24 protein-coding genes and 1 pseudogene are annotated in these 22847 nt (G+C 36.3%); 11 read left to right on the forward strand and 14 right to left on the reverse strand.

Annotation, left to right across the window (positions count from 1 at the left end; all coding sequences use genetic code 11):
- Nucleotides 1–65: 65 nt before the first annotated feature.
- The 8 genes and pseudogenes from ytaF to asnB form a co-directional block, all read right to left on the reverse strand.
- Nucleotides 66–683 carry a sporulation membrane protein YtaF gene (gene ytaF, locus KI356_RS10060; RefSeq protein ID WP_002087010.1) on the reverse strand — a complete coding sequence of 206 codons (618 nt, stop codon included), beginning with the start codon at nt 681–683 and terminating at the stop codon, nt 66–68.
- Nucleotides 684–816: 133 nt separating this feature from the next.
- The gene (locus KI356_RS10065; protein ID WP_002134941.1) at nt 817–1050 is read right to left on the reverse strand and encodes a hypothetical protein; all 234 of its coding nucleotides are present in this window, start codon (nt 1048–1050) and stop codon (nt 817–819) included.
- Complete coding sequence (locus KI356_RS10070) at nt 1040–1342, reverse strand: hypothetical protein (protein ID WP_002087012.1); 303 nt, start codon at nt 1340–1342, stop codon at nt 1040–1042. The genes KI356_RS10065 and KI356_RS10070 overlap by 11 nt, the downstream gene beginning before the upstream one ends.
- Before the next feature lie 13 nt (nt 1343–1355).
- Nucleotides 1356–5945, reverse strand: a complete 4590-nt coding sequence (locus KI356_RS10075; protein WP_212935356.1) for a cation-translocating P-type ATPase — start codon at nt 5943–5945, stop codon at nt 1356–1358.
- Nucleotides 5946–6001: 56 nt separating this feature from the next.
- On the reverse strand, nt 6002–6352 hold the full coding sequence (locus KI356_RS10080) for a YtxH domain-containing protein (protein ID WP_128282138.1): 351 nt from the start codon (nt 6350–6352) through the stop codon (nt 6002–6004).
- An 897-nt stretch (nt 6353–7249) separates the two neighbouring features.
- On the reverse strand, nt 7250–8716 hold the full coding sequence (katB, locus tag KI356_RS10085; protein ID WP_128282137.1) for a catalase KatB: 1467 nt from the start codon (nt 8714–8716) through the stop codon (nt 7250–7252).
- A 368-nt stretch (nt 8717–9084) separates the two neighbouring features.
- A pseudogene (locus KI356_RS10095) lies at nt 9085–9276 on the reverse strand (ferrochelatase); the annotation flags it as partial.
- 271 nt (nt 9277–9547) lie between these two features.
- On the reverse strand, nt 9548–11395 hold the full coding sequence (gene asnB / locus KI356_RS10100; RefSeq protein WP_212935357.1) for an asparagine synthase (glutamine-hydrolyzing): 1848 nt from the start codon (nt 11393–11395) through the stop codon (nt 9548–9550).
- Between the two features lie 243 nt (nt 11396–11638).
- On the opposite strand from asnB, the gene KI356_RS10105 reads away from it, so the two are divergent.
- Complete coding sequence (locus KI356_RS10105) at nt 11639–12193, forward strand: DUF2777 domain-containing protein (RefSeq protein ID WP_212935358.1); 555 nt, start codon at nt 11639–11641, stop codon at nt 12191–12193.
- 59 nt (nt 12194–12252) lie between these two features.
- Here the strand turns inward: KI356_RS10105 and KI356_RS10110 are convergent, their stop codons facing one another.
- Nucleotides 12253–12618 carry a YisL family protein gene (locus KI356_RS10110; protein WP_212935359.1) on the reverse strand — a complete coding sequence of 122 codons (366 nt, stop codon included), beginning with the start codon at nt 12616–12618 and terminating at the stop codon, nt 12253–12255.
- 149 nt (nt 12619–12767) lie between these two features.
- Between KI356_RS10110 and rocD the strand changes: the two genes are divergently transcribed.
- Nucleotides 12768–13958: an ornithine aminotransferase gene (gene rocD / locus KI356_RS10115; RefSeq protein WP_000616664.1), complete on the forward strand. Its 1191-nt coding sequence runs from the start codon at nt 12768–12770 to the stop codon at nt 13956–13958.
- A gap of 106 nt (nt 13959–14064) precedes the next feature.
- A complete protein-coding gene (locus KI356_RS10120; protein ID WP_212935360.1) occupies nt 14065–14349 on the forward strand; it encodes a hypothetical protein in 285 nt (94 codons plus the stop codon).
- A gap of 34 nt (nt 14350–14383) precedes the next feature.
- Here KI356_RS10120 and KI356_RS10125 read toward each other — a convergent pair whose 3' ends face one another.
- Nucleotides 14384–15286: a fumarylacetoacetate hydrolase family protein gene (locus KI356_RS10125; RefSeq protein ID WP_128282131.1), complete on the reverse strand. Its 903-nt coding sequence runs from the start codon at nt 15284–15286 to the stop codon at nt 14384–14386.
- Nucleotides 15287–15530: 244 nt separating this feature from the next.
- On the opposite strand from KI356_RS10125, the gene KI356_RS10130 reads away from it, so the two are divergent.
- The 7 genes from KI356_RS10130 to gerPF all read left to right on the forward strand — a co-directional run bounded on the left by KI356_RS10130 (nt 15531) and on the right by gerPF (nt 17789).
- Nucleotides 15531–15710, forward strand: a complete 180-nt coding sequence (locus KI356_RS10130) for an aspartyl-phosphate phosphatase Spo0E family protein (RefSeq protein ID WP_000462854.1) — start codon at nt 15531–15533, stop codon at nt 15708–15710.
- 96 nt (nt 15711–15806) lie between these two features.
- Nucleotides 15807–16028: a spore germination protein GerPA gene (gerPA, locus tag KI356_RS10135; protein ID WP_002149890.1), complete on the forward strand. Its 222-nt coding sequence runs from the start codon at nt 15807–15809 to the stop codon at nt 16026–16028.
- A gap of 14 nt (nt 16029–16042) precedes the next feature.
- Entirely contained in the window at nt 16043–16240 is a 198-nt protein-coding gene (gerPB, locus tag KI356_RS10140; RefSeq protein ID WP_128282130.1) for a spore germination protein GerPB, read from the forward strand.
- Between the two features lie 74 nt (nt 16241–16314).
- Nucleotides 16315–16929 (forward strand): spore germination protein GerPC, encoded by a 615-nt coding sequence (locus tag KI356_RS10145; protein ID WP_002116960.1) that lies wholly within the window; start codon nt 16315–16317, stop codon nt 16927–16929.
- Nucleotides 16930–16935: 6 nt separating this feature from the next.
- On the forward strand, nt 16936–17130 hold the full coding sequence (locus KI356_RS10150) for a spore germination protein GerPD (RefSeq protein ID WP_128282129.1): 195 nt from the start codon (nt 16936–16938) through the stop codon (nt 17128–17130).
- Nucleotides 17131–17144: 14 nt separating this feature from the next.
- A complete protein-coding gene (locus KI356_RS10155; RefSeq protein ID WP_044437740.1) occupies nt 17145–17531 on the forward strand; it encodes a spore germination protein GerPE in 387 nt (128 codons plus the stop codon).
- Nucleotides 17532–17573: 42 nt separating this feature from the next.
- Nucleotides 17574–17789 (forward strand): spore germination protein GerPF, encoded by a 216-nt coding sequence (gerPF, locus tag KI356_RS10160; protein ID WP_098385040.1) that lies wholly within the window; start codon nt 17574–17576, stop codon nt 17787–17789.
- A 61-nt stretch (nt 17790–17850) separates the two neighbouring features.
- On the opposite strand, the gene KI356_RS10165 is transcribed toward gerPF, so the two are convergent.
- The 3 genes from KI356_RS10165 to KI356_RS10175 form a co-directional block, all read right to left on the reverse strand.
- Entirely contained in the window at nt 17851–18336 is a 486-nt protein-coding gene (locus KI356_RS10165) for a hypothetical protein (protein ID WP_002116956.1), read from the reverse strand.
- Nucleotides 18337–18812: 476 nt separating this feature from the next.
- Nucleotides 18813–20366, reverse strand: coding sequence for a serine hydrolase domain-containing protein (locus KI356_RS10170; protein WP_212935361.1), 1554 nt, complete (start codon nt 20364–20366; stop codon nt 18813–18815).
- Nucleotides 20367–20651: 285 nt separating this feature from the next.
- Entirely contained in the window at nt 20652–21119 is a 468-nt protein-coding gene (locus KI356_RS10175; protein WP_212935362.1) for a DinB family protein, read from the reverse strand.
- A 140-nt stretch (nt 21120–21259) separates the two neighbouring features.
- On the opposite strand from KI356_RS10175, the gene KI356_RS10180 reads away from it, so the two are divergent.
- Nucleotides 21260–21484, forward strand: coding sequence for a hypothetical protein (locus KI356_RS10180; protein ID WP_212935363.1), 225 nt, complete (start codon nt 21260–21262; stop codon nt 21482–21484).
- 47 nt (nt 21485–21531) lie between these two features.
- On the opposite strand, the gene dltD is transcribed toward KI356_RS10180, so the two are convergent.
- Nucleotides 21532–22713 (reverse strand): D-alanyl-lipoteichoic acid biosynthesis protein DltD, encoded by a 1182-nt coding sequence (dltD, locus tag KI356_RS10185; protein WP_212935364.1) that lies wholly within the window; start codon nt 22711–22713, stop codon nt 21532–21534.
- Nucleotides 22714–22847: the final 134 nt, after the last annotated feature.

Here is a 22847-nt window from a genome sequence, read left to right on the forward strand (position 1 = left end):
AACTTCTTTGCTTTACAGCTGAATTTTGAGGCGAGAGTCTTACTGCCCGCAATTAGCGGGATAAATCAATCAAAAAACGCAGCAAACGCAATAATTAATAGCAACGTTCCGCTAATCAATGTTCCAAATTGTCCTAAAGTAAATTTCCCAATACGAACGTGAGCTATCTTTCTCCCTAATGCAACTCCGCCCCAAACCGTTATGAAACTACCAATTGCCGCGGCCACACATATCGCTATCGGATTCAAACCGAATAAACCAGCACCTAATCCGTTCGTTAATGCATTAGCAGACAGACCAATGCCAAGAAAGATGGATTCTACAAATCCGATTCCTCCAGATTCACCTATATTTTTCGTTAAACCATTTATTTCTGTAGATGCTACTTCACCTTCCGCACCTTCAGCTACCACCTTACGAGGAATTGCTAATAATACAATTCGAAGACCAATGACAACTAATAAGAAAGAACCAATGACTACTGGCATAATCCCAGGCAAAATTTTCGAAAGCCATAACCCAAAATAAATCCCGGCCACACTAAACAAAAAGCAAATAACCGAAATGATAAGATTGGAAAAATGACTAATTCGTATGTTGCGAATGCCGTAAGAAATTCCCACCCCTAAGTTATCAATGCTTGATGAAAATGTCAGTGCTAATACCATCATCCATGCTGTCATTTAATTCATTCACTCCTCCGCGCAAAAATATATTTCTGAATATTAAGAGAATTGATGTGACATACATAGTATGGAATATGAATAAGGGAGATACAAGCTCCCTATATTCCTTCCATTTAATCCCCTTCCTCCCTTAAAAGCGAGGAAGAGTGAACCATTTCATTATATTCATACGATTTGCTTTTCCTTTTTCACGAACAGAGTGAAAGATTTCACCAGTGAAAGATCCCATTTTCGTAGCAACCTCTTTTTGCATCGCTTTATTTTCTGATGCCGCTTTTACACTTAAATCTAATGCCTGCTCAAAATGCTCTAACGCTTTTTCCAAATGATAATCTACATCTTTTTCTACAGCTTTATGCATCATGCTTAATCTCCTCCTCTTCATCTTGCGCTTGTTCAGCTGCCGCTTCTATAATTTCTTGTTCATCAGTAGTGTCATCTTCCACATAAGAAAGTTCTTTTTCAAATTGCTTTTGCATCCTATCCATTTTCGCTTCCACAATAATATCTTCTACTTCTTCTTTAATTGTTTCAAAAGTAGACTTCACACCTCTTGCTCCTGATTCAACAAGCGGACGAAGTGTATTTCTTACGACAGGTAATAAAGCCGCACTTGCTAACGCTAAAGTAGATCCAATAACAACTTTTCGTATCATTTTCATTGCTCCTTTACACTGTTTTTAATAATGCAGATTCAGAAACTACCGGTTTTACTAGATTATTATTCTTATATGAAACTAAATTAATAATAGGTTTCGAGATTTGAGATACTGTACCCGCTACGAGAAGAACAGGTATCCATTGCGTCAGTGTTAACGGAACGGTATGGAATATACGAGCTAACGGCGGTACATATATAGCTGATAACAATACGAGCCAAGACGTTCCTAACGCTGCAATAAAGAAACGGTCTTTTGACCAATCGCGAATTGTTTCTTCTGATCCCTCTTGTCTCCAGGAGAAAGTTTGAATGAGCTGCCCGGCAACTAAAGCCGCAAACGCTGATGTTTGCGCTACTGGAAGTGGCACCCCAACTGCTAAACTAATACCAAATACAGCGAGCGAACCTACCCCAAGCAATACTCCTCTTGTCACAACTTTTTTATACAATTCTTTATCAACAATATCTTGGCGTTTCGTTTGCTTCGTTTTGTTTCCAGGGTTTACAGCTAAAATCATCGCTGGTAAAGCATCGGTAATAAGATTCATTAATAAAATTTGAATTGGTACTAACGGAATCGGCATTCCTGCAATAACAGCAGCACTCGTCACTAATACTTCCGCTAAATTCCCCGTTAATAAACAACCAACTGCTTTGCGTATGTTTCCGATGATCGTTCTACCTTCTTTTACTCCTTCAACGATTGAACCAAAATGATCCTTTTTCAAAATTAAATCAGCAGCTTCTTTCGTTACTTCTGTTCCGGTTTGCCCCATCGCAATACCGATATTCGCCTTTTTTATAGCCGGTGTATCATTTACACCATCTCCAGTCATCGCGACAATTTGACCATCAGCTTGGAATGCAGTTACAATTCGTAATTTGTGAGCCGGGGTCACACGCGCAAAAACAGATGTACTTTTTACAACTTCTTTTAATTCCTCATCTGTCATGTTATCAATTTCTAATCCCGTTAAAACACGATCTTCACGATTCCAAATTCCAGTTTGTTTCGCAATAGAAATCGCTGTAGTCGGATGATCTCCCGTAATCATTACTGGCTTCACACCTAACTCAATCGCTTCATGAATACTCTCTTCCACTTCAGGTTTCGGCGGATCAATCATACCGACTAATCCAACAAAAATAAGATCATCATTTTCGCCATTGTTGTACGCAAAACCTAATACTCGTAATGCTTGTTTTGCAAATTCTTCATTTTGTTGTAAAATAACTTCTTTTTGCTTATCACATAACGGATATATTTGCCCGTTATCTTGATACCATTTACAACGAGTAAGAATTGCCTCTACAGAACCTTTCGATAACTTATATAATTCTTCGTCGTTACTCTCTTTACAAACAACACTCATAATTTTCGTCTCTGAATCAAACGGTTCCTCATGATGGCGTTCAAATGACGCCATATTTTCATGCAGCACACCCGCTTTAGAAGCTAAACTTAATAAAGCTCCTTCAGTCGGATCACCTTTCACAACCCATAGGTCATCTTCCTGCTCTAATTTACTATTGTTACAAAGGACACCAATTTGAAGAATGCGAGCTAAATCAGGATTTTCTAGCGGCATACTTTCCGTTTCATGATAAATAGCCTCTTCTACATCCATATCTACAGCAGCAGCAACTTTAGATGAAGTTACATCCGCAATCGTCCCTACTGGTTCATACCCATTACCCGTTACACTCCATAAACGATTTGGCGTAGCAATTACTTTAACAGTCATTTCATTTTTCGTAAGAGTTCCCGTTTTATCAGAACAAATAACCGTCGTTCTACCAAGCGTTTCTAAACTTGAAAGCTTCCGAACGAGCGCATTTTGCTTTTGCATACGGAATATACCCGCACTTAAAGCAATCGTAATCATAATTGGCAAGCCTTCTGGAACAGCAGAAGCAGTAAGAGCAACCGACGTCGTGATCATTTGCGTAATTGGCAGTCCCCTTAGTAGCCCCGCCATAAGTACAAGACCACCAGCTACAAATGCTCCTTTAATAAATGTTTTACTAATAGATGTCACCTTTTGCTGCAATGGCGTAGGCTCTGTTTCCTCCCCTTTCATTAAGGAAATCATATAGCCCATCTCTGTACGCATACCTGTTTCTACTACAATTGCTACCGCTTTACCACGTGTTACAGACGTCCCCATAAAGAGCATATTGTTTCGTTCTGCTAACGAACATTCTTCTGGCATAGCGTCCGCTTTCTTTTCAACTGGAAGTGACTCTCCCGTTAACATCGCTTCGTTAATTTCTAAGTTCCAAGAGTTAACAACGCGAAGATCAGCAGGTACGCGGTCTCCCGCTTCCAGGCAGACAATATCTCCAGGAACGAGTTCACTACTTGATATTTCTATTTCTGCTTCTTCTCGTATTACTTTACAAACAGGAGCTCGGAATTGATTTAAAGCCTCAACTACCTTTTCCGCCTTCCGCTCTTGAAGCGTCCCAATTATTGCATTTACAACGAGAATTGTCCCCATCGCTAATCCATCAAACCACCCACCAGATATAACAGATAATCCGGCTGCTCCGAGTAGAATAAGCGATGTAAATTCTTTAAATTGCCCCATAAACGATACAATCCAAGGAACTGACGGTTTCGGTTCAATTTGGTTCATTCCGTATTCTTCTTTTCGCATATTTACTTGTGCATCACTTAATCCATATTGCTTCTCAACTTGTAATCTATTCATCACTTTTTCTTGATTAAATGTATACCACGGAATTTGATCTTGTTTAGCAGGCATCACTTTTGGCTGAGAAGAATCCATTTCCGACAATTCTCCATAGGAAAATATCTTCTCACTCATTCTTTTCGCCCTAGATAAGAACGTTAACGATAAAGCATTGGCAAATAAGGCAATTACAGGTGCTGTGAATATAGACCAAACTGCTAACATCTCTCCCACCACATTCCACACTTTCGCTGCGCGGAAATGCTCATTCACCAACTTATTGATTCGGTTTGCATACGCTGTAGATTGTGGGATATTTTTTATTTCTTCAAACGGTATAGACGGAAAATCATTATTATGATCCGATGCAAATAATACCTCTTCTCCACTTGAGCGAAGCAATTTCACCCGTTTGGCAGCATCCCCCTGCTGCCAGCTATCATCCACGCCATAATGAGAAAGAATGTTACGATTTACATGTAAACTATTTTGCAAAACGCCTATACTCCACTTATTTTCACGTAATCCATTTACTACTTCTTTGAATTCAGGAATAATAGTAACCTTCGATCCAACTAATAGACCGAGGCATTTTTTATTTTTAGCGACGAACTGCACTTGAAAACCTTCTTTTTCAAGTCTCTTCACTTCCAGCTCATACGCACTTATATCTACACCATTTCGCTCGGCAAAATCTTTACTTCCGAAAAAGGAAGTTATCCCTTGGATTTCACCTTTTATCCCTTCATTCTCTATTTGAACTTCAAACGCTCTTCTTAACGTCCTTCCAGTTTGCGCCGCCCGTTGCACGACTTCTTCTTTCCATACATGCTCACTTTTCTCAATAAGAGAAGCGGCTGTGCACCAAAATTGCCCTTCATTTTCATCTTGTGAAATACAACTCATCCCCTCTGCTGAGGACTGGAATATACGAGATGTATCATCCAATACTATCGTTTTTGTTCGAGACAATTGTGATAACGACCCACCACTTGGAATGACATATCCTCTTTCTCTTGCAACGAGGTCACCTTGTCGCCACGCATATTCTGCCGATGAGACAGCCGGTTTCGGATTAGCCGCTAATAAAACTGCCATTCCGCGTAAAGGATTTCTAGTGAAAGCCCAAGTTGCTCCACCAAAAATCATTCCCCATTTTGATTGTTTTTCACTATACGCTTTAATCTCTGGAGAAAGGAGATTTTCTTTATACGCTTCATTTTCTTCGTTTATGTTTGCTTGACTACGCTTCCAGTTTAAGTAGTTTAATAGACTAAGACCGGCAAGCACGACAATATTCTCCCGTGCGAGCGCAAGTGCAAGTGTTCCTACACCAAGTACTAGATCAGAATTCACCTTTTTGCTAGCAACCATTTTTTTGAATCCTCGTTTAAGGAACGGATAACCCGTCACAACAGATAAAGCTCCGGATACATAAAAAAGACCAGGACTTCTAGCTAAGGCAGATCTACCCATAAATAATTGTTTTATGCCGAAAGCACCTAACCCAACAACCGAAAGTGCTAACGGTAACGGAACACCGTCATCTTTTTTTCTCTGAACAGTGTCATTATTACGAGAAATTACACTAGATGAATAATCTATTAATTCCTTCTTTTCTTCACTGCTATTATGACTATTCTTTTTTCTATTGACCACTTGTGCTTCTATAAGTTGAATTATTTTGCAAATGTTATGTAGAGAGGTCTTGTTGATATCGTAAGTAATAAGGGCTCTTCCTGTAGAAATTGAGGGACTTACTTGATAAATACCTTCCGCTTGACTAAATCGGTCTAATATCAAGTTCGCCATGTTCTTGTTGTGTTTTAACTTATAAATTTCAATTCGAATTCTTCCAGGTAACGATCGTATAAATCTCGTTTTTAATGATTTACTTTGCATCCCCATCCTCCTTATCGTCTTGAAGGAAGTAAAAAGCTGCATTACTCATGGAGTGATTAAGGAGTGACAGGCAGATTTTCATAATCTATATTTTGCTCAGAATGATACGCATTTACACGAGAAACCCATTTTTCCTGGAATTTAGAAATTGTATTTGGAACAGCTTCGACCGCTCCTATAATTGGTGATACTGTTTTCACAGCTACTTTACGTGCCGCTTCTTTCACTTTCGGCAAAGCCTCTTCCATTTCCGAACCCGCACTTTGAATTTGTTCTTTCGCACCAAGAAAGGCCGATACTGTTTTTACTGCAAGCTTTCGCAATCCCTTTCTCGCTTTTGGTGATGCCAGTATAACCGCCGCTACCCCAACCGCTATACCGATTGGAGATTTCATAAATCGAAACATGCACATTTCTCCTCACTTAAATTTATTTCGAATCCTTAAACCAAACAACCCATATACAATTAAGTAACCTTGTAAACCATTTCATCACATCCCTTATTTTGTAAAAAGCATATAAAGAGTATATATTTTTGTTTGTATTATTTCAACAATTTATTAGTTTTTTGTAAATTTTATGTTAATTCAGAAAACAACTTTGTAAATACTCCTATTTCTATGTAATGGTATAAGTAATATATTCCATAATCTTTTCTTACTCAATTGTTGAGATTTTGTTGAGAATTCATTTTGTATTTTTACAAATTACAAACTAGGACATGCACTTTTACGAAACAACTTTTATATACTATAAAAAAACACTATAAGGAGTGATTTTCATGAGCTTATCCTACTGGAAATACGCTATCCTCAATCACATCACTGTAAATTTCCGCACCTTCTTATTCAATATTACTGTCGCTATTTTAGGCGAAATCGCACTCTTTCTTGTCCTAAGTTTTATTCCAAAAAGACTTCATAAATTTTTCGCATAAAAAGCCTGAGTTCCTATTGATGTAGAACTCAGGCCACTTAGTTTTATTAAATAAAAGGAAATTATTACTTTTATCGTTTTTGCTATATATCGAAATTGATACATATAATTTATTCGCATTTGCGCTCGTGTATACCCCATCTAGTATTACAGAAAATATATCAACGATTTTTTAATATATCGATCGTTTCCTTCTATTATATCGACTTTTCGACACAACATATCGATTTATCTGCACAATTCGACGTAACTCAAACGAGAAATACATCTGCATAACTTATGAATCACCGTACTTACTTTTATACATCATGTAAAATATATTTTACACAAAAAGACGACCGGAAATTCTTCCAGTCGTCTTTTCCTATTTACTTCGGAGCATTCCCTACATATTGCGAAATATCTACATTTAACGCCCCAGCTAAACGCATTCCGTAGTCATGATCTGCACGGAAGAAGTTACAAACAGCTAATAATTTCGTGCGTTCATTTACGTCTTTTAGATCATTTGTTAAATTTGCAATTAAGTTATCTTGCTCTTCTTTAGAGAATGAACGATAACGCTCACCCGCTTGCTTGAAGTCATTTGGTTTCTCGATTTTTTCACGAGATACATAGCCTTCTACTTTCATAGTTGAATCGCGGTAAGTTGGGTCTTCAACTGGATTTTCTGTATGACGGCTCGGTTCGTAGTTTACTGTAGATGGGTTTTGATTCATTTGCATCGCACCATCACGTTGTTGGTTATGAACAGCTGCGTACGGGCAGTTTACAGGAATTTGTAAATAGTTTGCACCAAGACGGTAACGCTGTGTATCCGGGTAAGAGAATAGACGTCCTTGTAATAATTTATCTTCAGATGGTTCAATACCATTTACAGTTGCACTTGGAGTAAACGCCGCTTGTTCTACTTCCGCGAAGAAATTTTTCGGATTACGATTTAACGTCATTGTCCCTACTTCAATTAACGGGAAACGATCTTCTGGCCATACTTTCGTTGGATCTAGTGGATCGAAATCTAAAGAATCCGTTTCATCTAGTTGCATTACTTGTACGTGTAAATCCCATTTCGGATAGTTTCCTTTTTCGATTGCATCGAATAAGTCACGAGTTGCATGATTGAAATCTTTACCTTGTACTTCTTGCACTTCTTTCGCACTTAAATTACGTACACCTTGCTGTGGTTTCCAGTGGTATTTAATGTAAACAATTTTACCTTCTGCATTAATCCATTTAAATGAATGTACGCCGAAACCTTCCATTTCACGGTAGTTTGCCGGTGTACCATAATCAGAAAATACCCACGTCATCATATGTGTAGATTCTGGAGTTAACGTCATGAAATCCCAGTAACGATCTGGCGTTTGAACATTTGTATCAGGTGCTGGTTTTAAAGAATGCACCATGTCGGGGAATTTAATTGCGTCACGAATGAAGAAAACTGGTAAATGGTTACCTACGATATCGTAATTTCCTTCTTCTGTATAGAATTTAACAGCGAACCCGCGCGGGTCACGAGCTGTTTCCGGAGAACCTTGACCATGAATAACCGTTGAGAAACGAACGAATACAGGTGTTTCAGTTCCTTCATTTTGTAAAAACGCTGCTTTCGTATATTGCTTCATGCTGTTTTTCGTTACGAATACACCGTGAGCACCTGCACCACGTGCATGCACAACACGCTCAGGAATACGTTCACGATCAAAGTGAGCAAGTTTTTCTACTAAATGATAGTCTTCTAACAATACTGGTCCACGGCGACCAGCTGTACGAGAGTTTTGGTTATCTCCAACTGGAGCACCTTGGTTTGTTGTTAAGCGATTATTTGGATTCATCAGGGGGATCCTCCTCTTTCTTTCGTAGTAATTATTATTTATTTAAAATTATTATAAACTAATTATTATTCAAAACTAAATCCTTGTCAACTATTCCCTTCATTTTTTCGGAAAAAATTTCAGCTAAACAATCAATACATACAGATTGTGAATTGGGCATATTTGGTCTAAAATATGCGGCATTTCATTCATAATCATTGTCATATAAAGTAAAACTTTAATCAGTGGGGGGACGTTCATCCCCCACTGATTATTAGCCCTCACTCATCGGGCATTTACAGGCAGCAGGGCTTCCACCTAACTTCTTTGCTCCAACTGAATTTTGAGGTGGCAGTTTTACTGCCCACAAATAGTGGGATAAAACTTCTAAATGAGGCAATGTGCTTTAAACCTAAGTAACAAACAAATTCATACTCTGTAAACATTTTATTCATTGAATCTGTTAATTTATGCGCCTGCTCTTTCGTTATTTTCGCAATTGGTGAAATTCCACCAATTGCTTTATAACACCAAATTAAATCTTGGAGTGCTTCTTCAGACGGCTTACGCCCGTGACGAATGTGAGTATACTACGCCTCTACATCCTCTAACGACTTCGGTGTTCCATAAGCCATTATGAGTAAACCTATTTTTTCTTTGTCATCTATGTAACACCTCAATCTTGAAAATGAGAATCTTTTTCAAGAACATTCGTTTCCAAGTATAACAAGTAATAATAAGTACGTCAAAATAATAATTCTAAATAAGTATTATTTATAATATGATTTTTAATTCTATTTGACAATGTATTTAATAAGAAAAGCGGCTCACACAAATGTAAGCCGCCCTTCCCTATTCTTTAATATTTACCCCATATTCTTTAAACCAAACATGAATTTGCGCTAAATGAGCTAAAAGTTGTGGCCCTGTCATTAATTGACCGAACCAAGGCGTTTGGAATGCACTTCCGCCTGATTGAATGATTCCACTAAGTTGCTCTTTATCGAACAATTCATGCAAAATTGAGCCTTTATCCGTTAATAAATCTTGTAGCCATACCGTTACTGCTTTCGTATAGTGCGGATTATGCGTTTTCGGATACGGGCTTTTCTTTCTATACAATATATCATTTGGAAGCAATCCTTCTAATGCCTTACGCAATAGACCTTTTTCGCGGTTTTTATACATTTTCATTTCCCAAGGAATATTCCACGCATATTCGACAAGTCGGTGGTCCGCAAATGGAACGCGTACTTCTAAACTTGCCCCCATACTCATACGATCTTTTCTGTCTAATAACGTTGTCATAAACCATACCATGTTTAAATAAAATAATTGTCGTCTCTTCGCTTCTAATGGGCTTTCTCCCTCTAAAATAGGAACTTCTTGAATCGATTCTTCATAGCGTTGTTGCACATATTGTTGTAAATTTAATTTATTTCTCCATTCTTTCTTTAGAAGTTGTTCACGCGCTTCTGTAGAACGCATCCACGGAAATGCACTTGACTGTAAATCATCTTCTCTATAAAACCACGGATAACCACCGAATATTTCATCTGCACATTCTCCAGATAATCCGACGACAAAATCTTGTTTTATTTCACGGCAAAACCATAATAATGACGAATCAATATCTGCCATACCAGGCAAATCACGAACGAGTACTGCTTCTGTTAAATACTGTGCTAGTTGTTCATTAGAAATGACGCAGCGATGGTGGATTGTTTGAAATGTCTCTGTCATTAAATTAATAAATGGAGCATCTGAATTCGGCTGAAACGCATTCGCTTTAAAGTATTTTTCGTTATCTTCATAGTCAACAGAATACGTGTGTAATTGCCCTTTTCCTGATCTTTCATACTCTTTTGCAGCTATTGCTGTTATAGCACTTGAATCTACACCGCCTGATAAAAAAGTGCATAGTGGTACGTCAGAAACTAATTGTCTCGTAATCGCATCTTGTAATAAAAAACGAGTTTTCTCTACTGTTTCTTCAAATGAATCTTCATGTTTTTTACTTTCCACATTCCAATATCTCCATATGCATAAACCGTCTTTTGAGAACGTCATTGCATGACCCGGGCGCAGTTCTTGAATACCAGCATATATACCGTGCCCAGGAGTTCTAGATGGTCCGAGGCCGAATATTTCTGACAAACCTTCTAACGATACTTCCGCCTTCACATCTGGATGCGCCAGTATCGCTTTTAACTCTGAACCAAATAATAATCGTCCGCTATCATATTTATAAAAAAGCGGTTTTACACCTAATCGATCTCTTGCAATAAACACTTGCTCTTTCTGTTCATCCCATACTGCAAACGCATATATACCGTTTAAATGATCGACACATTCCTCTTTCCATTCGATATAAGAGGCCAATAGTACTTCTGTATCGGAATGCCCTTTAAATGTATAACCTCTTCTTAATAACTCTTTGCGAATATCTTCTGTATTGTAGAGCTCTCCGTTATAGCAAATCGCATAACTAGTTTCATCTTTCAAACAAGTCATCGGTTGTTTACCACCTTCAGGATCTACAACGATTAACCGTTTATGCCCAAATGCAACGTTCCCTTTAATCCAAACTTTATTATCATCTGGACCGCGTTTCGCTAGCGTTTCCGCCATCTTCGTCACGATGTCCCTTTCCCCTTCTAATGAGCGCTTATAATCCACCCATCCTGTAATCCCGCACATAAGAATCATCCTTCCTAATCTAATATCTGTTTCTGAACGTGCAGTAATCCCCACCCTATGAGTGCGGATACATAAAAATAACAAACTTGACGATAACTAACTATTCATATATGGAATAGCAGTTTCACAGTGTAAAGCGTGTTTTATTGTATGCCCACCTCTCTTTAGGTGTGTCTAGGTTATAAAGAACGTACGAACTGTCCATAACAAGAATAACTACTTTTCATAAAGGAGAAATCATGCATGATACAACGTAAACATATTTTATATAATCAGCCTCGCGCTCATACAGTCGGTAATGTAGAATATATAAACAATGAATGGGTATTCTTTGATGATGAAAATGATGAAGCATTTTTATTAGAAGATATTATCCAAGATGGATTTGAACTTTTGTATAACAACAATTGGCTACCAGCTCGTTTTTATGAACAAGACATATTGCAAATTGCAAATGAACAGCATTCTCTCCAAAACGGGGAAATGATACGAATTCGAAAAAAATTACTTCTTAGCTATAATGAATGGCTTGAGGAGTTACCTGACTCTGTCTTTACATTATTAACCGAATCATTGCAATCGCTTCATTACTCTTTATATGATTGCATGTATTGTCATAATTATTTATCCTTCTTACCGAAAGAGGAAGCATGCGAAGGAGTAAATATTCTTTTGTTCGATAACGAAGAAATGATTTGCACATTGCAGCACCATTTCGTTCGTCACGCTACATCAAATAAAAACATGTTCCGTTTTACGAAAGTAAACGGAGAAGAGCTGCATATCGATGCGACATAAAATAAAAAAACCACCTTATCTCCCAAACATTTGAGATCATAAGGTGGTTTTATTTTTAATTAAAATACTTTCCAGCCAATTGGTAATTTCAAACCAAGATAAAATACCGCTACAAGCGCGATAACAAATAATCCCCAAAATGCCCCTGTTGCCTTGTTTTTGCTCATTTTCACAAGAATCATTTCCATGCCGCCGATAACTAAAATACCTGCTAGCATTTTCATACCGTACCACATGTGCATGCTACCTGTTGCTGTTTTCACAATACTCATGTACAACATGAATCCTGTCACAATAATGATGATATACATTAGGCGAAGCCCCATATGTACACCTTTACCTTTTCTTCCTGCCGAATAAAGTGAATACGCTACGAAGAATAAAATTAATCCTAACGCCCATGCTGTAATATGCATATGTACCATCGTATCCCTGCCTCCTCTTTTCACACTTTTTCACTCTATATGATAACATGTTCATTTATTTTCAGGAAATGTTTCGCTTTTTTACATTTAAATGCTATAATATTTAGAGTATTTACAAACTTCTTGTAATAACAAAAGGGGGACCAATCATGATTCAAACTAAGGATATTATCGAACTTACAGACACATACGGAGCAAATAACTACCATCCACTTCCAATCGTTATTTCTAAAGCAGAAGGCGTTTGGGTAGAAGATCCTGAAGGAAACCGCTATATGGACTTACTAAGTGCATATTCTGCAGTAAACCAAGGTCATCGTCATCCAAAAATCATTAACGCTTTAATTGACCAAGCTAATCGAGTTACGTTAACTTCTCGTGCTTTCCATAGCGATCAATTAGGTCCTTGGTACGAAAAAGTTGCGAAACTAACAAATAAAAATATGGTACTTCCTATGAATACAGGCGCAGAGGCTGTTGAAACTGCAATTAAAACAGCTCGTCGCTGGGCTTACGATGTGAAAAAGGTAGAGGCAAACCGTGCAGAAATCATCGTTTGTGAAGATAACTTCCACGGACGTACAATGGGTGCTGTTTCTATGTCATCAAACGAAGAGTACAAGCGTGGCTTCGGTCCAATGCTTCCTGGCATTATTGTAATTCCTTACGGTGATTTAGAAGCTTTAAAAGCTGCGATTACACCAAATACAGCTGCATTCATTTTAGAGCCAATTCAAGGTGAAGCAGGAATTAACATCCCACCAGCTGGTTTCTTAAAAGAAGCTTTTGAAGTATGTAAAAAAGAAAACGTTTTATTCGTAGCAGATGAAATCCAAACAGGCTTAGGCCGTACTGGTAAAGTATTTGCTTGCGACTGGGACAATGTAACTCCTGACATGTACATACTTGGTAAAGCACTTGGTGGCGGCGTATTCCCAATCTCTTGTGTTGCAGCAAACAGCGACATTTTAGGCGTATTCGAGCCAGGTTCTCACGGTTCTACATTTGGTGGTAATCCACTTGCATGTGCTGTTTCTATCGCAGCTCTTGAAGTATTAGAAGAAGAAAAATTAACAGAGCGTTCTCTTCAATTAGGAGAAAAGCTAGTTGGGCAATTAAAAGAAATTGATAACCCAATGATTACTGACATTCGTGGTAAAGGTTTATTCATCGGTATCGAATTAAACGAGCCAGCTCGTCCTTACTGTGAACAACTAAAAGCAGCTGGGCTATTATGTAAAGAAACACACGAAAACGTAATTCGTATTGCACCACCTCTAGTAATCTCTGAAGAAGATTTAGAGTGGGCATTCCAAAAAATTAAAGCTGTACTATCTTAATAATAGTGAGGTTGTCCTAAAATATAGGACAACCTCTTTCTTTTTTTAGTAATTTACCTTAAAATAAAATTGAATATTCTGTTTTCTGTAAAAAGGGGGTAACTGTATGCTGTTGAAATACGGTAAACACATTAACTATTTAGCTACAATTTTTATTTCTATTACATTCATCGGCTTCATATTATCTACAACGTTACTCAATCACTATTCAACTCCTAATACATTCACACTACTTAAAACATCATTTTGGACTGCTGTTTTCCTTACAATTATCGGTTTTGGCCGCGAGAGAAGCACCCTTGCAGTTATGCTAATTGGAATTTGCACTTTAGCATTAATCGGATTGTATATTTTCGCCATTATAGATTACTCCGTTAATCCACGCCCATAGAAAAGAGCTATCTTTTCACAAGATAGCTCTTTTTTCATTTCACTATATTTCTTAGCGTACCAATTCCCTCTACTGTAATAACAACTTCATCACCAGCATGCAAAAACTTCGGTGGTGTAAAACCTTTACCAACACCAGCTGGTGTCCCTGTTGCAATGATATCTCCTGGCTCTAATGTCATGCCTTTACTTATAGTTGAAATAATTTCTTCTACTGAAAAAATCATTTCTCTCGTATTTGAAGTTTGCCTTACTTCTCCATTTATCACTGTTTCAATGTGTAATTCATTCGGCGTTCTAACCATCGATTTATGAATTAAATACGGTCCCATCGGACAAAATGTATCGAAACTTTTCCCTAGGAAAAATTGTTTATGTTTCCTTTGAATATCCCGAGCAGTTACATCATTTATAACTGTATATCCAAAAACATGGTCAAGAGCTTTTTCTATTTTTATTTGTTTCCCTCGCTTACCAATAACGATCGCTAGTTCTCCTTCATAGTCTAGTTCATTCGTTGCGTGAGGGTGACCATTAATTTGCTCATCAATTCCGATCACTGTTGTTGGCGCTTTTGTAAAGATCATTATATTTTCAGGGATCGACTCTACTCCGCCCATTTCTACCGCATGCTCACGATAGTTCTTTCCAACACAAAGAATATTTTTTCTCGGCCTTGGAATCGGTGCTAATATTTTCACCTCTGCTAACGGATAATACGCCACTCCCGCATTTCCCTTCGCCCAATTTACAATATCGCACACTTTCTCAAGACATTCGCTTCCTCTTTCAATACACTCTAACATGGTAATTGGGATAGTAACCTTTTCCCCTTTTTGTCTTTGCGCTTCTCTTAAATGTAATACTTTTTCTTCCTCTTCATCCACAATACCTACAAATACCTTTTCTTCTTTCTTCGCCGTTACAAAACGCAACATTTCCACTCTCCATCCTAAAACTCATACCCTTTAATTGTATTCGCATCCTTAAGAAAAAAACCTTCTTATACACGCTAATTTTTACAATATTCAACCATTCTTATATTCGTTCCTCATCCGTTATTTGACATAAAATGTAGAAATTATACTTTTTTTAGCGAAGATGTTTCTTTTTTATGTAATTTTTGTATAATATGTACTAAATATATACATAAAAATTTATTGAGAGATGGAGCCGATTTCAATGTTTGAGCAAGCTATCGAAAAAAAACGCGAAAAAATGATCTATTTTGCTGAACGCTACGGAATGACTTCTCAAAAAACAGTGGATTGTAGCCAAGAACTGGACAGGCTCTTAAATGTTGTTTGGCATATACACACAGATTGCACGCACACTCAAATGTTCGAAACACATACGCAATAGCGTATGTGTTTCTTTTATTTCAAAAAAATACACATTTTATTGAAAACGCCCATACAATAGTAGAAAAGAAAATTTTAAAAACGAAAGGTGTTTTGTATGCCAGCTATGGTCGGACATATTCGTATCGTTAATATTGGATCAAGTGGTATTTTTCATATTGGAGATGTATTTGCGATTAGGCCTATTAGTTATTCACGTGCTTTTGCCGGAGCCGGTTCATTTAATGTTGGGGATAATATTTCTGTCTACAATTATCAAAGCTCAACGACTGTCAATGATTCAGATGTAATCGATCAAGCAATAATTGGTTCGAACTAAAGGAGGCGATTGCATTGAATTTTTATGTGAACCAAAGTATCATCATTAACAGCATTAAAATCGATAGCATTACGACCTCTTCCGTTTTTCAAATTGGAACTGCAGGTAGTATTAAGGCTCTATCTAAATTCTCAAATAGCGGTGGATTTACAGCACCTCTTCGCCCTTTGAATGCGAAAGGACAAATTATTTCCATAAAGCCTTTCAACTAGTTCTTCTTAGGCCATCCTTATCATAAATATATAGCAGTAATATACCCTCCCTATTGAAAAGGAGGTTTCACAAAATGAATCAAGATATATACACTTACCTAAACCAACTTCAGCAAGCTCTTCAAATACAGCAGCAAACTATTCTAAATCTTGAAGAACAAGTTCGCCTACTACAAGAAGAGCTTAATGAGTTAAAAAGTCGTCCCTCCTCTTCCATAGGAAAAGTGGAATATAAATTCGATCAATTAAAAGTAGAAAATTTAAACGGCACTTTAAATATTGGCTTGAATCCATTTTCAACAAAAGGGCAACAGATTGAAGATTTTCAAGTAGATACAGAAACATTAAAAGTAAATCCTGAAACAGAAACAAATCCAGACTTTTATCAAGGTATCCTTCAAGAAATGCATCGCTATTTAGATGAAGAAGCATATAGTCGAATTCTCCATTTTGAACAAGAAGAGAGAACGCCGCTTGATGAGATGTATCGACAAATGATGGTGGATGACATAAAAAAACAGATGGAACATAGACTTCCGTATTATTTATCACAAGTTCAATCGTATGAGGGTATTTCCACAGATCCCGATTATTTACGAGACGTCATTATTCAAGCGATGAAACAAGATATTGACAAAGCCTTCCTTTCCTTTATTCAACACATACCAGGCAATTTCCGAAAGGAGTAAGTATGTATGAATTTAAATGTTGTGAACCGCGAGTTAAAAGTAGGACAGATTAAAATGAACGGGGTTTCTTCTTCCGCATTATTTTTAATTGGAGATGCTAACCTTCTCATCCTTTCTGCTATTCTTGATACGCCATTCGAATCCGTTACAGAGGGGCCATTTGTACCATTAGTAACAGCTGTCCCTACGACTCCAGGTTGAGGAGACTCAAAATTATGTTACATCATGTTTCAGTTGTCCAAAATGTTTCTATTATTTCTTTGGGGATTGCTGCAGTATTTCAAGTTGGTGATGCAAATCAAATGGAATTAAAAAGCAGGGCGCTTTTGGTTCATCGGGAAATTCCTTGTTATTTAAAAGGAGAAGGTCGCTTAGATGCTTTTGAAATTTTCACAGATGAACACATTACTATTCCAAAGCGAACCACAGATGTAAGAATGAATATTGTAAATGAGTGCCCTTTTATTGAAGTAAATGATGTTCACTTGCGGACACTTTTAAATTCTGGTTGCTTTCAAATTGGAAATGTTGATTATGCTTTTAATAACTCTCGTATTATGCAAATCCGCCAATACATTACTGATGAACCTTCCAATAAATAATTCATATAGTAATTAAAAAGCTTAGTAAAGTAGGTGGATGGTATGCCTTCGATTGTAGGAAATCTTGTCGTTCAAAACAGTAACGGCTCTTTCAACTTAGGAGATTTTTATAACGTGTCTCCGAAAGAAAATACGAAAGCTTATAACGGATCTGGGGCTTCCAATGTCGGATTTGTCGTCAATACTTTTAGCGGCGTTAGCGCAACAAATACATTCGATTCGGACGTAGCAGACCAAGATCAAATTGGAACAGCGTAAAAAAACAGCCTTAGCTCTATTTTGTGTAGAGCTAAGGCTGTTTCTTCTATTAAAAATAATTTTAATATAGCATTCTTCCTTCTTTATATGCATTTTGATATGTCTCATCATTTATCTGTGTAACATCAGTATGGAACAGTTCCTCCCTAACAGCATCGAATAACTCCTTACATATGTTAGGAAATTCACTTTCCCATCTTTCTCTTTCATCCAACTCCATCAGTGATCCAACAATAACAAGATAAATATTCGGAAATTGCCTCTCAATCTTAGGAGCGTACTTTAGAAATCCCTTTAAATACATATCAAAATGATGACAATCATACTCCTGAGTGCCTGTATAAAATGGAAACCCACTTTCATCTTCCCACTCTAGGAGAATTCCCCAAAATGCTAACAATGAACCTGATCGATATCTCAATTTACTATCATTAAAGTGTTTATAATAAGGGTATAACAATCTATCGCACCAATCTAAATCGATTATACCACCCATGTCTTTTATTTCATTACGTAATAAATCTAATTTCTCTTTAATGGGATCCATTCACATTCCCCTTCAATTGTTTATTTCCACACAGATATATACCTCTTATGATATTTACCCTCTTTATAAAATGAAAATAAATTTATTATATTTTAAAAGTTCAAACAAGTACAACCCCGTTCTAAATTTAGGACGGGGTTAAAATTTAGTTGTTTAATTTTCGATATAAGATACTTCACTGTACTCAAAATATAACAATAAAATCGTTTAAAAATCTAAGGCTCATTCAACAATAGCACCCTTTAATGGAATAAATTAAATTATGAACGAGCCCTAAAAACACAATCACTTATTTCTTATTGAACTAAAGCCCCTTTGGTTCAATAAGAAATGATGGCACCCCTTATGATAGTATCTATCGTACTTGATCTCCTATTGAAAAATATTAATGGGGATAGGAGGATTAAATGAAATTAAAATAACATACTTTTTCAATTACTAGAGAGAATTCATAAAATCAATCACGATTTTTCAGCTTATGCATCGAAAGTATTTTTCTTTAATGTTAGTGTTACTTTACCTAATTTAACGACTCCCACAATTATAAAAAGCAAAGGTATTAAAAATAAGAGATGCCCTATTCCTGGAGCAAATAATGTTACCGTAGACAAAGGACCAAATAATTTAGGAAATCCAATTAAAATAATCAATGGCAGCAGCCAGTTAAATATTAATATAGACAACCCATTTAGAATCCTACGGAATGTTGTTACTTTACGATTTTTAGGTTTAAAAATTCTGTAAGCTGAACAAACAATTAAAGCAACTATTGCCAGTAAAATCAAATCAATAATTACATATTTCATAAATGGATTGCTATCAGATATAGAAGGTTCTTCATTATGTACCAGCTTGTTTATCCCGCTTATGATGGCATCATATTCATTAAGATTAAGATAATCCATTGAGTTGATCTGCAAGCTGATGCCATACTCCCCATCTAACACAACTTTTGAGTATGTATTTTCTGTCCATCCATTATGGGAGATTCCTTCATTATTCACTTCCCATCCCATTGCATAGTAGGTATCATTCCCCATGAGTGCTGATGGATGATGCATTGTGGTCATTGCATTCGCTGATAAAATACTTTTTCCTTTAAATTCTCCCTGATTCAATTGTACGATCATATAATTTGCCATATCTTCCGCACTGGAAATAAGGTAACCTGAAGAAACAGTTCCTTCATGGATTAATTGCTTTGTCGGCACCTTTAATCCAAATACAGTTTGGTATCCAGTCGCAATTGCATTGTTTGTATCATCTTTTGGATTAACATAACTATTGTTCATTTCAAGCGGCTTGAATATGAATTCATTGATATACTCTTTATACGATTTATTCGTAACCTCCTCGATGACTAAACCTAAAATGTTATAATTTAAATTCGAGTATTGATATTGTTCGCCCACAGAATATGTCAATTCTGTATTTGCCAAGCTTTTAATATGTTCTTTTAATGTTTTATTCCCTTGTGATATAGATACTTGACCATCATTTGTAGAAAGACCGCTTGTATGATTCAGTAAATGTTGAATGGTGATTTTTGCAGATGCTCCTTCATCTGCAATTTGAAACCAAGGTATGTAGGATTGCACCGGTTCTTCTAGGGAGATTTTTCCTTGTTCCACTAACTGCATAATGGCAAGAGCCGTGAACGATTTAGTAGTCGAACCAAGAACAATTGGCGTTTGCGATGTCATTTTTGTCCCATCTGGATTTGAAATACCATATCCTTGTATATATTCCACTTTATCTCCCTTTACGATAGCCAATGATGCACCAGGAATGTTCAGTCTCTCTATCTCATTTGTCATAAACTGATCAATCTTAGAAATATCAAGACTACCATTTGTAGATTCGTTATCGTTTGCAAATACAACTCCGTTAACACTTATCATTATCATTAGTATGGCAATTACGAACATTTTGCCTATTGCAGATTGTCTTTTCCTCATAACCGGTTTTTCTCTGATTTCATTCCCGCATGTAGAACATTTAAGTTTTTCTTGCTTAACAAATTTTATCATTTCAGTCTCCTTGTCTCCCCTGTTATCTGAATACCTACACTCATATAAACTACTTCTATGTTCAACCAAAAAAATTAACTACAATTTTATTAAGACAATCCTTCACAAATCCCACACTAATATTAACATAAATATCCAATTGGATTTGCGATTCTTATTCCATTAAATGGCCCGATTGTTGAATAACATGACTGGCGTTTTTTAAACAACTTTATTATGTTTTAAACGACTTTATTGTAAATTAAACAACTTTATTATCTCTGTACAGCGGTTTTTATTATATTCTTAATTATGTATTAGAAATTGCATTATTTCTTCTTTATGCTTTAAGTCATGCTGAATGAGTGATGAAAAATAATTATTTAGCCTCACTTTTTTTGTACCAAATTGAAATTCATTATTGAAATTATGAGCAGGAATTCGCTCAATTTGCCCTACTAATTTTTCACGAGTAAAACTAAATTGATCTAATAGTCTTTCTTTTGAAATACCTGATCTTGCATATATAATTGCACTCTTATTCATTTCCTCTACATCTGTTGGAACATGAGGTACTGATTGTGCACTAAGAAAATAAGGAATTCGATACTTCATTACAAACTCGTCCCAAATGATAAAATGTGAAATTACATCCGCACTTGCCCACGAACCATTTTTAAATGATTGAAACCATATATCATCAGGTACTCCCTTCAACGTTTGGCACCATTCTATTAAATTTAATTTTGCTTCCAAAATATTTTCTTTCTTCATTTTTCATTCCTTTCTCGCACTTATAATTCATTCATATTAATACCTTCTAGAAATTGTATAAAAAGCCTCCATATTTACATGGATAAGCAACAATACAGTCATTCATTTCGTATATTATTTCAAAAAGGAGTGATCCCCCTATGCATTGGCAGCAAAAAGTACCATACTTAATCGGTCGCCCTGTTGGTATTTCTCTCATTAATGGGCAAGGGACTTCCGGCGTTTTATGCGACGTACAAAATAATCAATTATTTGTTTACGAATATCTTTATCAAGCTCAATTCGCGATGAAACATTATGACCTTAGACAAATTCAAGATATACACGCATTTCCAAATTGTCCGCACCAAAATCCTTTGTATTAAAAAACAGGAACGGCTTTATTGCCATTCCTGTTTCCATTGTTCATACATTATTTTTCAGAGTAAAACTTCTGCACCGCTTCATCAAAGTAAATCCAACCTTTCCACCCTAAATGAATTGTATCTTTTAAGAAATACTTATCATATTCATGGCTAGAAAAATCGACTACTGGGTATCCTGCTTTCTCGACTTGATCGCGAACCTTATTATAATACACATCACGACGTTCTTTCGGGAAACCAGCGTAATCATACCACGGCCCGTTTACAGGCACAGAAATAAAGAGTGGTTTTACATTTTTTTCTTTGAAAAGATCTAAAACAATTTGTAAGTCATCATATTCTGGTGAATCATCATACGATTCATTTGCTCTAAAGTTTTTTAGACCTTTTAATTTTTTCTTGAAATTATGTTTATAGTAATACGGATTTTCAATTCCGAATGTATTTGTTGTAGATTCCGCTTTACCTTCTTGTTCCGCTTGTTTACGTGCATCTTCCCAAGAAAGTGAACGTAGTCCCGTATTTGTTTTCTCTTTCATCGGTTCGATCTTAAATAGAGAATTAAATAAATCTCTATGATCTAAAATATTCCGGTACATATATGCTAGCGGTTTAGCTAGTCCAGCTTTTATATTATGTTTCGTATCGTTATACACAATACTTTCTAGTGAGCTACTTAATATCGCATCCTTACGAACCACTTTATAATCTAGTAAACGTTTCGCAATTTTTTTCTTCATTTCAGGATTTATTTCGTCATTAAAAATAAAATGATATGCTTGTTGTTTAGAGAAATTATTTGTAAAATCCCCTTGTGATACACCCGTTTTTGTAAACCATTGTGGTGAAAGAACAAAGACTACTTTTTTACCTTCTAACTCATCCATTGTTGACGTCATGTTTAAAATATGAGCCAAACTTTGCGTACCACCAGTCCCTATCAAAAATGGAGTAAAACCTGCCGGATTTACTTTAAAATAATTAGATGGATGATATGCATCCATTCGTAAAAATTCTGATGAACCATACATCGGTAAATACTGCGAATTCTCTAACATTTTTTGCTGTAAGAAAACACTTTGCAATTTTTCTTTTTGCAAGGAAGTTGCTGCATCTTCTACCTTTTTATCACTTATTAGTGATACTAAACTCTTAGAGGGAATAAGCAATACAATGAAAAAAAGTGCGCAGGCTAAAATAAGTGGTCCGAAGGCATGCTTCATCTTCATCGGTTATTCCTCTTTCTATTACGAATAAATTGTAACCCTTGTTTTTGACACGTCATCATTTTTCTCCTTCTTCTCTATACATGTTCCATTCTATTTATCTATTATATACATGTATGTATTTCCTTCCTTGTTCT

This window comes from Bacillus hominis (assembly GCF_018332515.1).
Lineage (GTDB): Bacteria > Bacillota > Bacilli > Bacillales > Bacillaceae_G > Bacillus_A > Bacillus_A hominis.

Excerpts from the sequence above, each read along its gene's own strand:
- ytaF (WP_002087010.1), bottom strand. The coding sequence starts at position 683 with ATGACAGCATGGATGATGGTATTAGCACTGACATTTTCATCAAGCATT.
- KI356_RS10065 (WP_002134941.1), bottom strand. The coding sequence starts at position 1,050 with ATGATGCATAAAGCTGTAGAAAAAGATGTAGATTATCATTTGGAAAAA.
- KI356_RS10070 (WP_002087012.1), bottom strand. The coding sequence starts at position 1,342 with ATGATACGAAAAGTTGTTATTGGATCTACTTTAGCGTTAGCAAGTGCG.
- KI356_RS10075 (WP_212935356.1), bottom strand. The coding sequence starts at position 5,945 with ATGCAAAGTAAATCATTAAAAACGAGATTTATACGATCGTTACCTGGA.
- KI356_RS10080 (WP_128282138.1), bottom strand. The coding sequence starts at position 6,352 with ATGTTTCGATTTATGAAATCTCCAATCGGTATAGCGGTTGGGGTAGCG.
- katB (WP_128282137.1), bottom strand. The coding sequence starts at position 8,716 with ATGAATCCAAATAATCGCTTAACAACAAACCAAGGTGCTCCAGTTGGA.
- asnB (WP_212935357.1), bottom strand. The coding sequence starts at position 11,395 with ATGTGCGGGATTACAGGATGGGTGGATTATAAGCGCTCATTAGAAGGG.
- KI356_RS10105 (WP_212935358.1), top strand. The coding sequence starts at position 11,639 with ATGATACAACGTAAACATATTTTATATAATCAGCCTCGCGCTCATACA.
- KI356_RS10110 (WP_212935359.1), bottom strand. The coding sequence starts at position 12,618 with ATGGTACATATGCATATTACAGCATGGGCGTTAGGATTAATTTTATTC.
- rocD (WP_000616664.1), top strand. The coding sequence starts at position 12,768 with ATGATTCAAACTAAGGATATTATCGAACTTACAGACACATACGGAGCA.
- KI356_RS10120 (WP_212935360.1), top strand. The coding sequence starts at position 14,065 with ATGCTGTTGAAATACGGTAAACACATTAACTATTTAGCTACAATTTTT.
- KI356_RS10125 (WP_128282131.1), bottom strand. The coding sequence starts at position 15,286 with ATGTTGCGTTTTGTAACGGCGAAGAAAGAAGAAAAGGTATTTGTAGGT.
- KI356_RS10130 (WP_000462854.1), top strand. The coding sequence starts at position 15,531 with ATGTTTGAGCAAGCTATCGAAAAAAAACGCGAAAAAATGATCTATTTT.
- gerPA (WP_002149890.1), top strand. The coding sequence starts at position 15,807 with ATGCCAGCTATGGTCGGACATATTCGTATCGTTAATATTGGATCAAGT.
- KI356_RS10145 (WP_002116960.1), top strand. The coding sequence starts at position 16,315 with ATGAATCAAGATATATACACTTACCTAAACCAACTTCAGCAAGCTCTT.
- KI356_RS10150 (WP_128282129.1), top strand. The coding sequence starts at position 16,936 with ATGAATTTAAATGTTGTGAACCGCGAGTTAAAAGTAGGACAGATTAAA.
- KI356_RS10155 (WP_044437740.1), top strand. The coding sequence starts at position 17,145 with ATGTTACATCATGTTTCAGTTGTCCAAAATGTTTCTATTATTTCTTTG.
- gerPF (WP_098385040.1), top strand. The coding sequence starts at position 17,574 with ATGCCTTCGATTGTAGGAAATCTTGTCGTTCAAAACAGTAACGGCTCT.
- KI356_RS10165 (WP_002116956.1), bottom strand. The coding sequence starts at position 18,336 with ATGGATCCCATTAAAGAGAAATTAGATTTATTACGTAATGAAATAAAA.
- KI356_RS10170 (WP_212935361.1), bottom strand. The coding sequence starts at position 20,366 with ATGATAAAATTTGTTAAGCAAGAAAAACTTAAATGTTCTACATGCGGG.
- KI356_RS10175 (WP_212935362.1), bottom strand. The coding sequence starts at position 21,119 with ATGAAGAAAGAAAATATTTTGGAAGCAAAATTAAATTTAATAGAATGG.
- KI356_RS10180 (WP_212935363.1), top strand. The coding sequence starts at position 21,260 with ATGCATTGGCAGCAAAAAGTACCATACTTAATCGGTCGCCCTGTTGGT.
- dltD (WP_212935364.1), bottom strand. The coding sequence starts at position 22,713 with ATGAAGATGAAGCATGCCTTCGGACCACTTATTTTAGCCTGCGCACTT.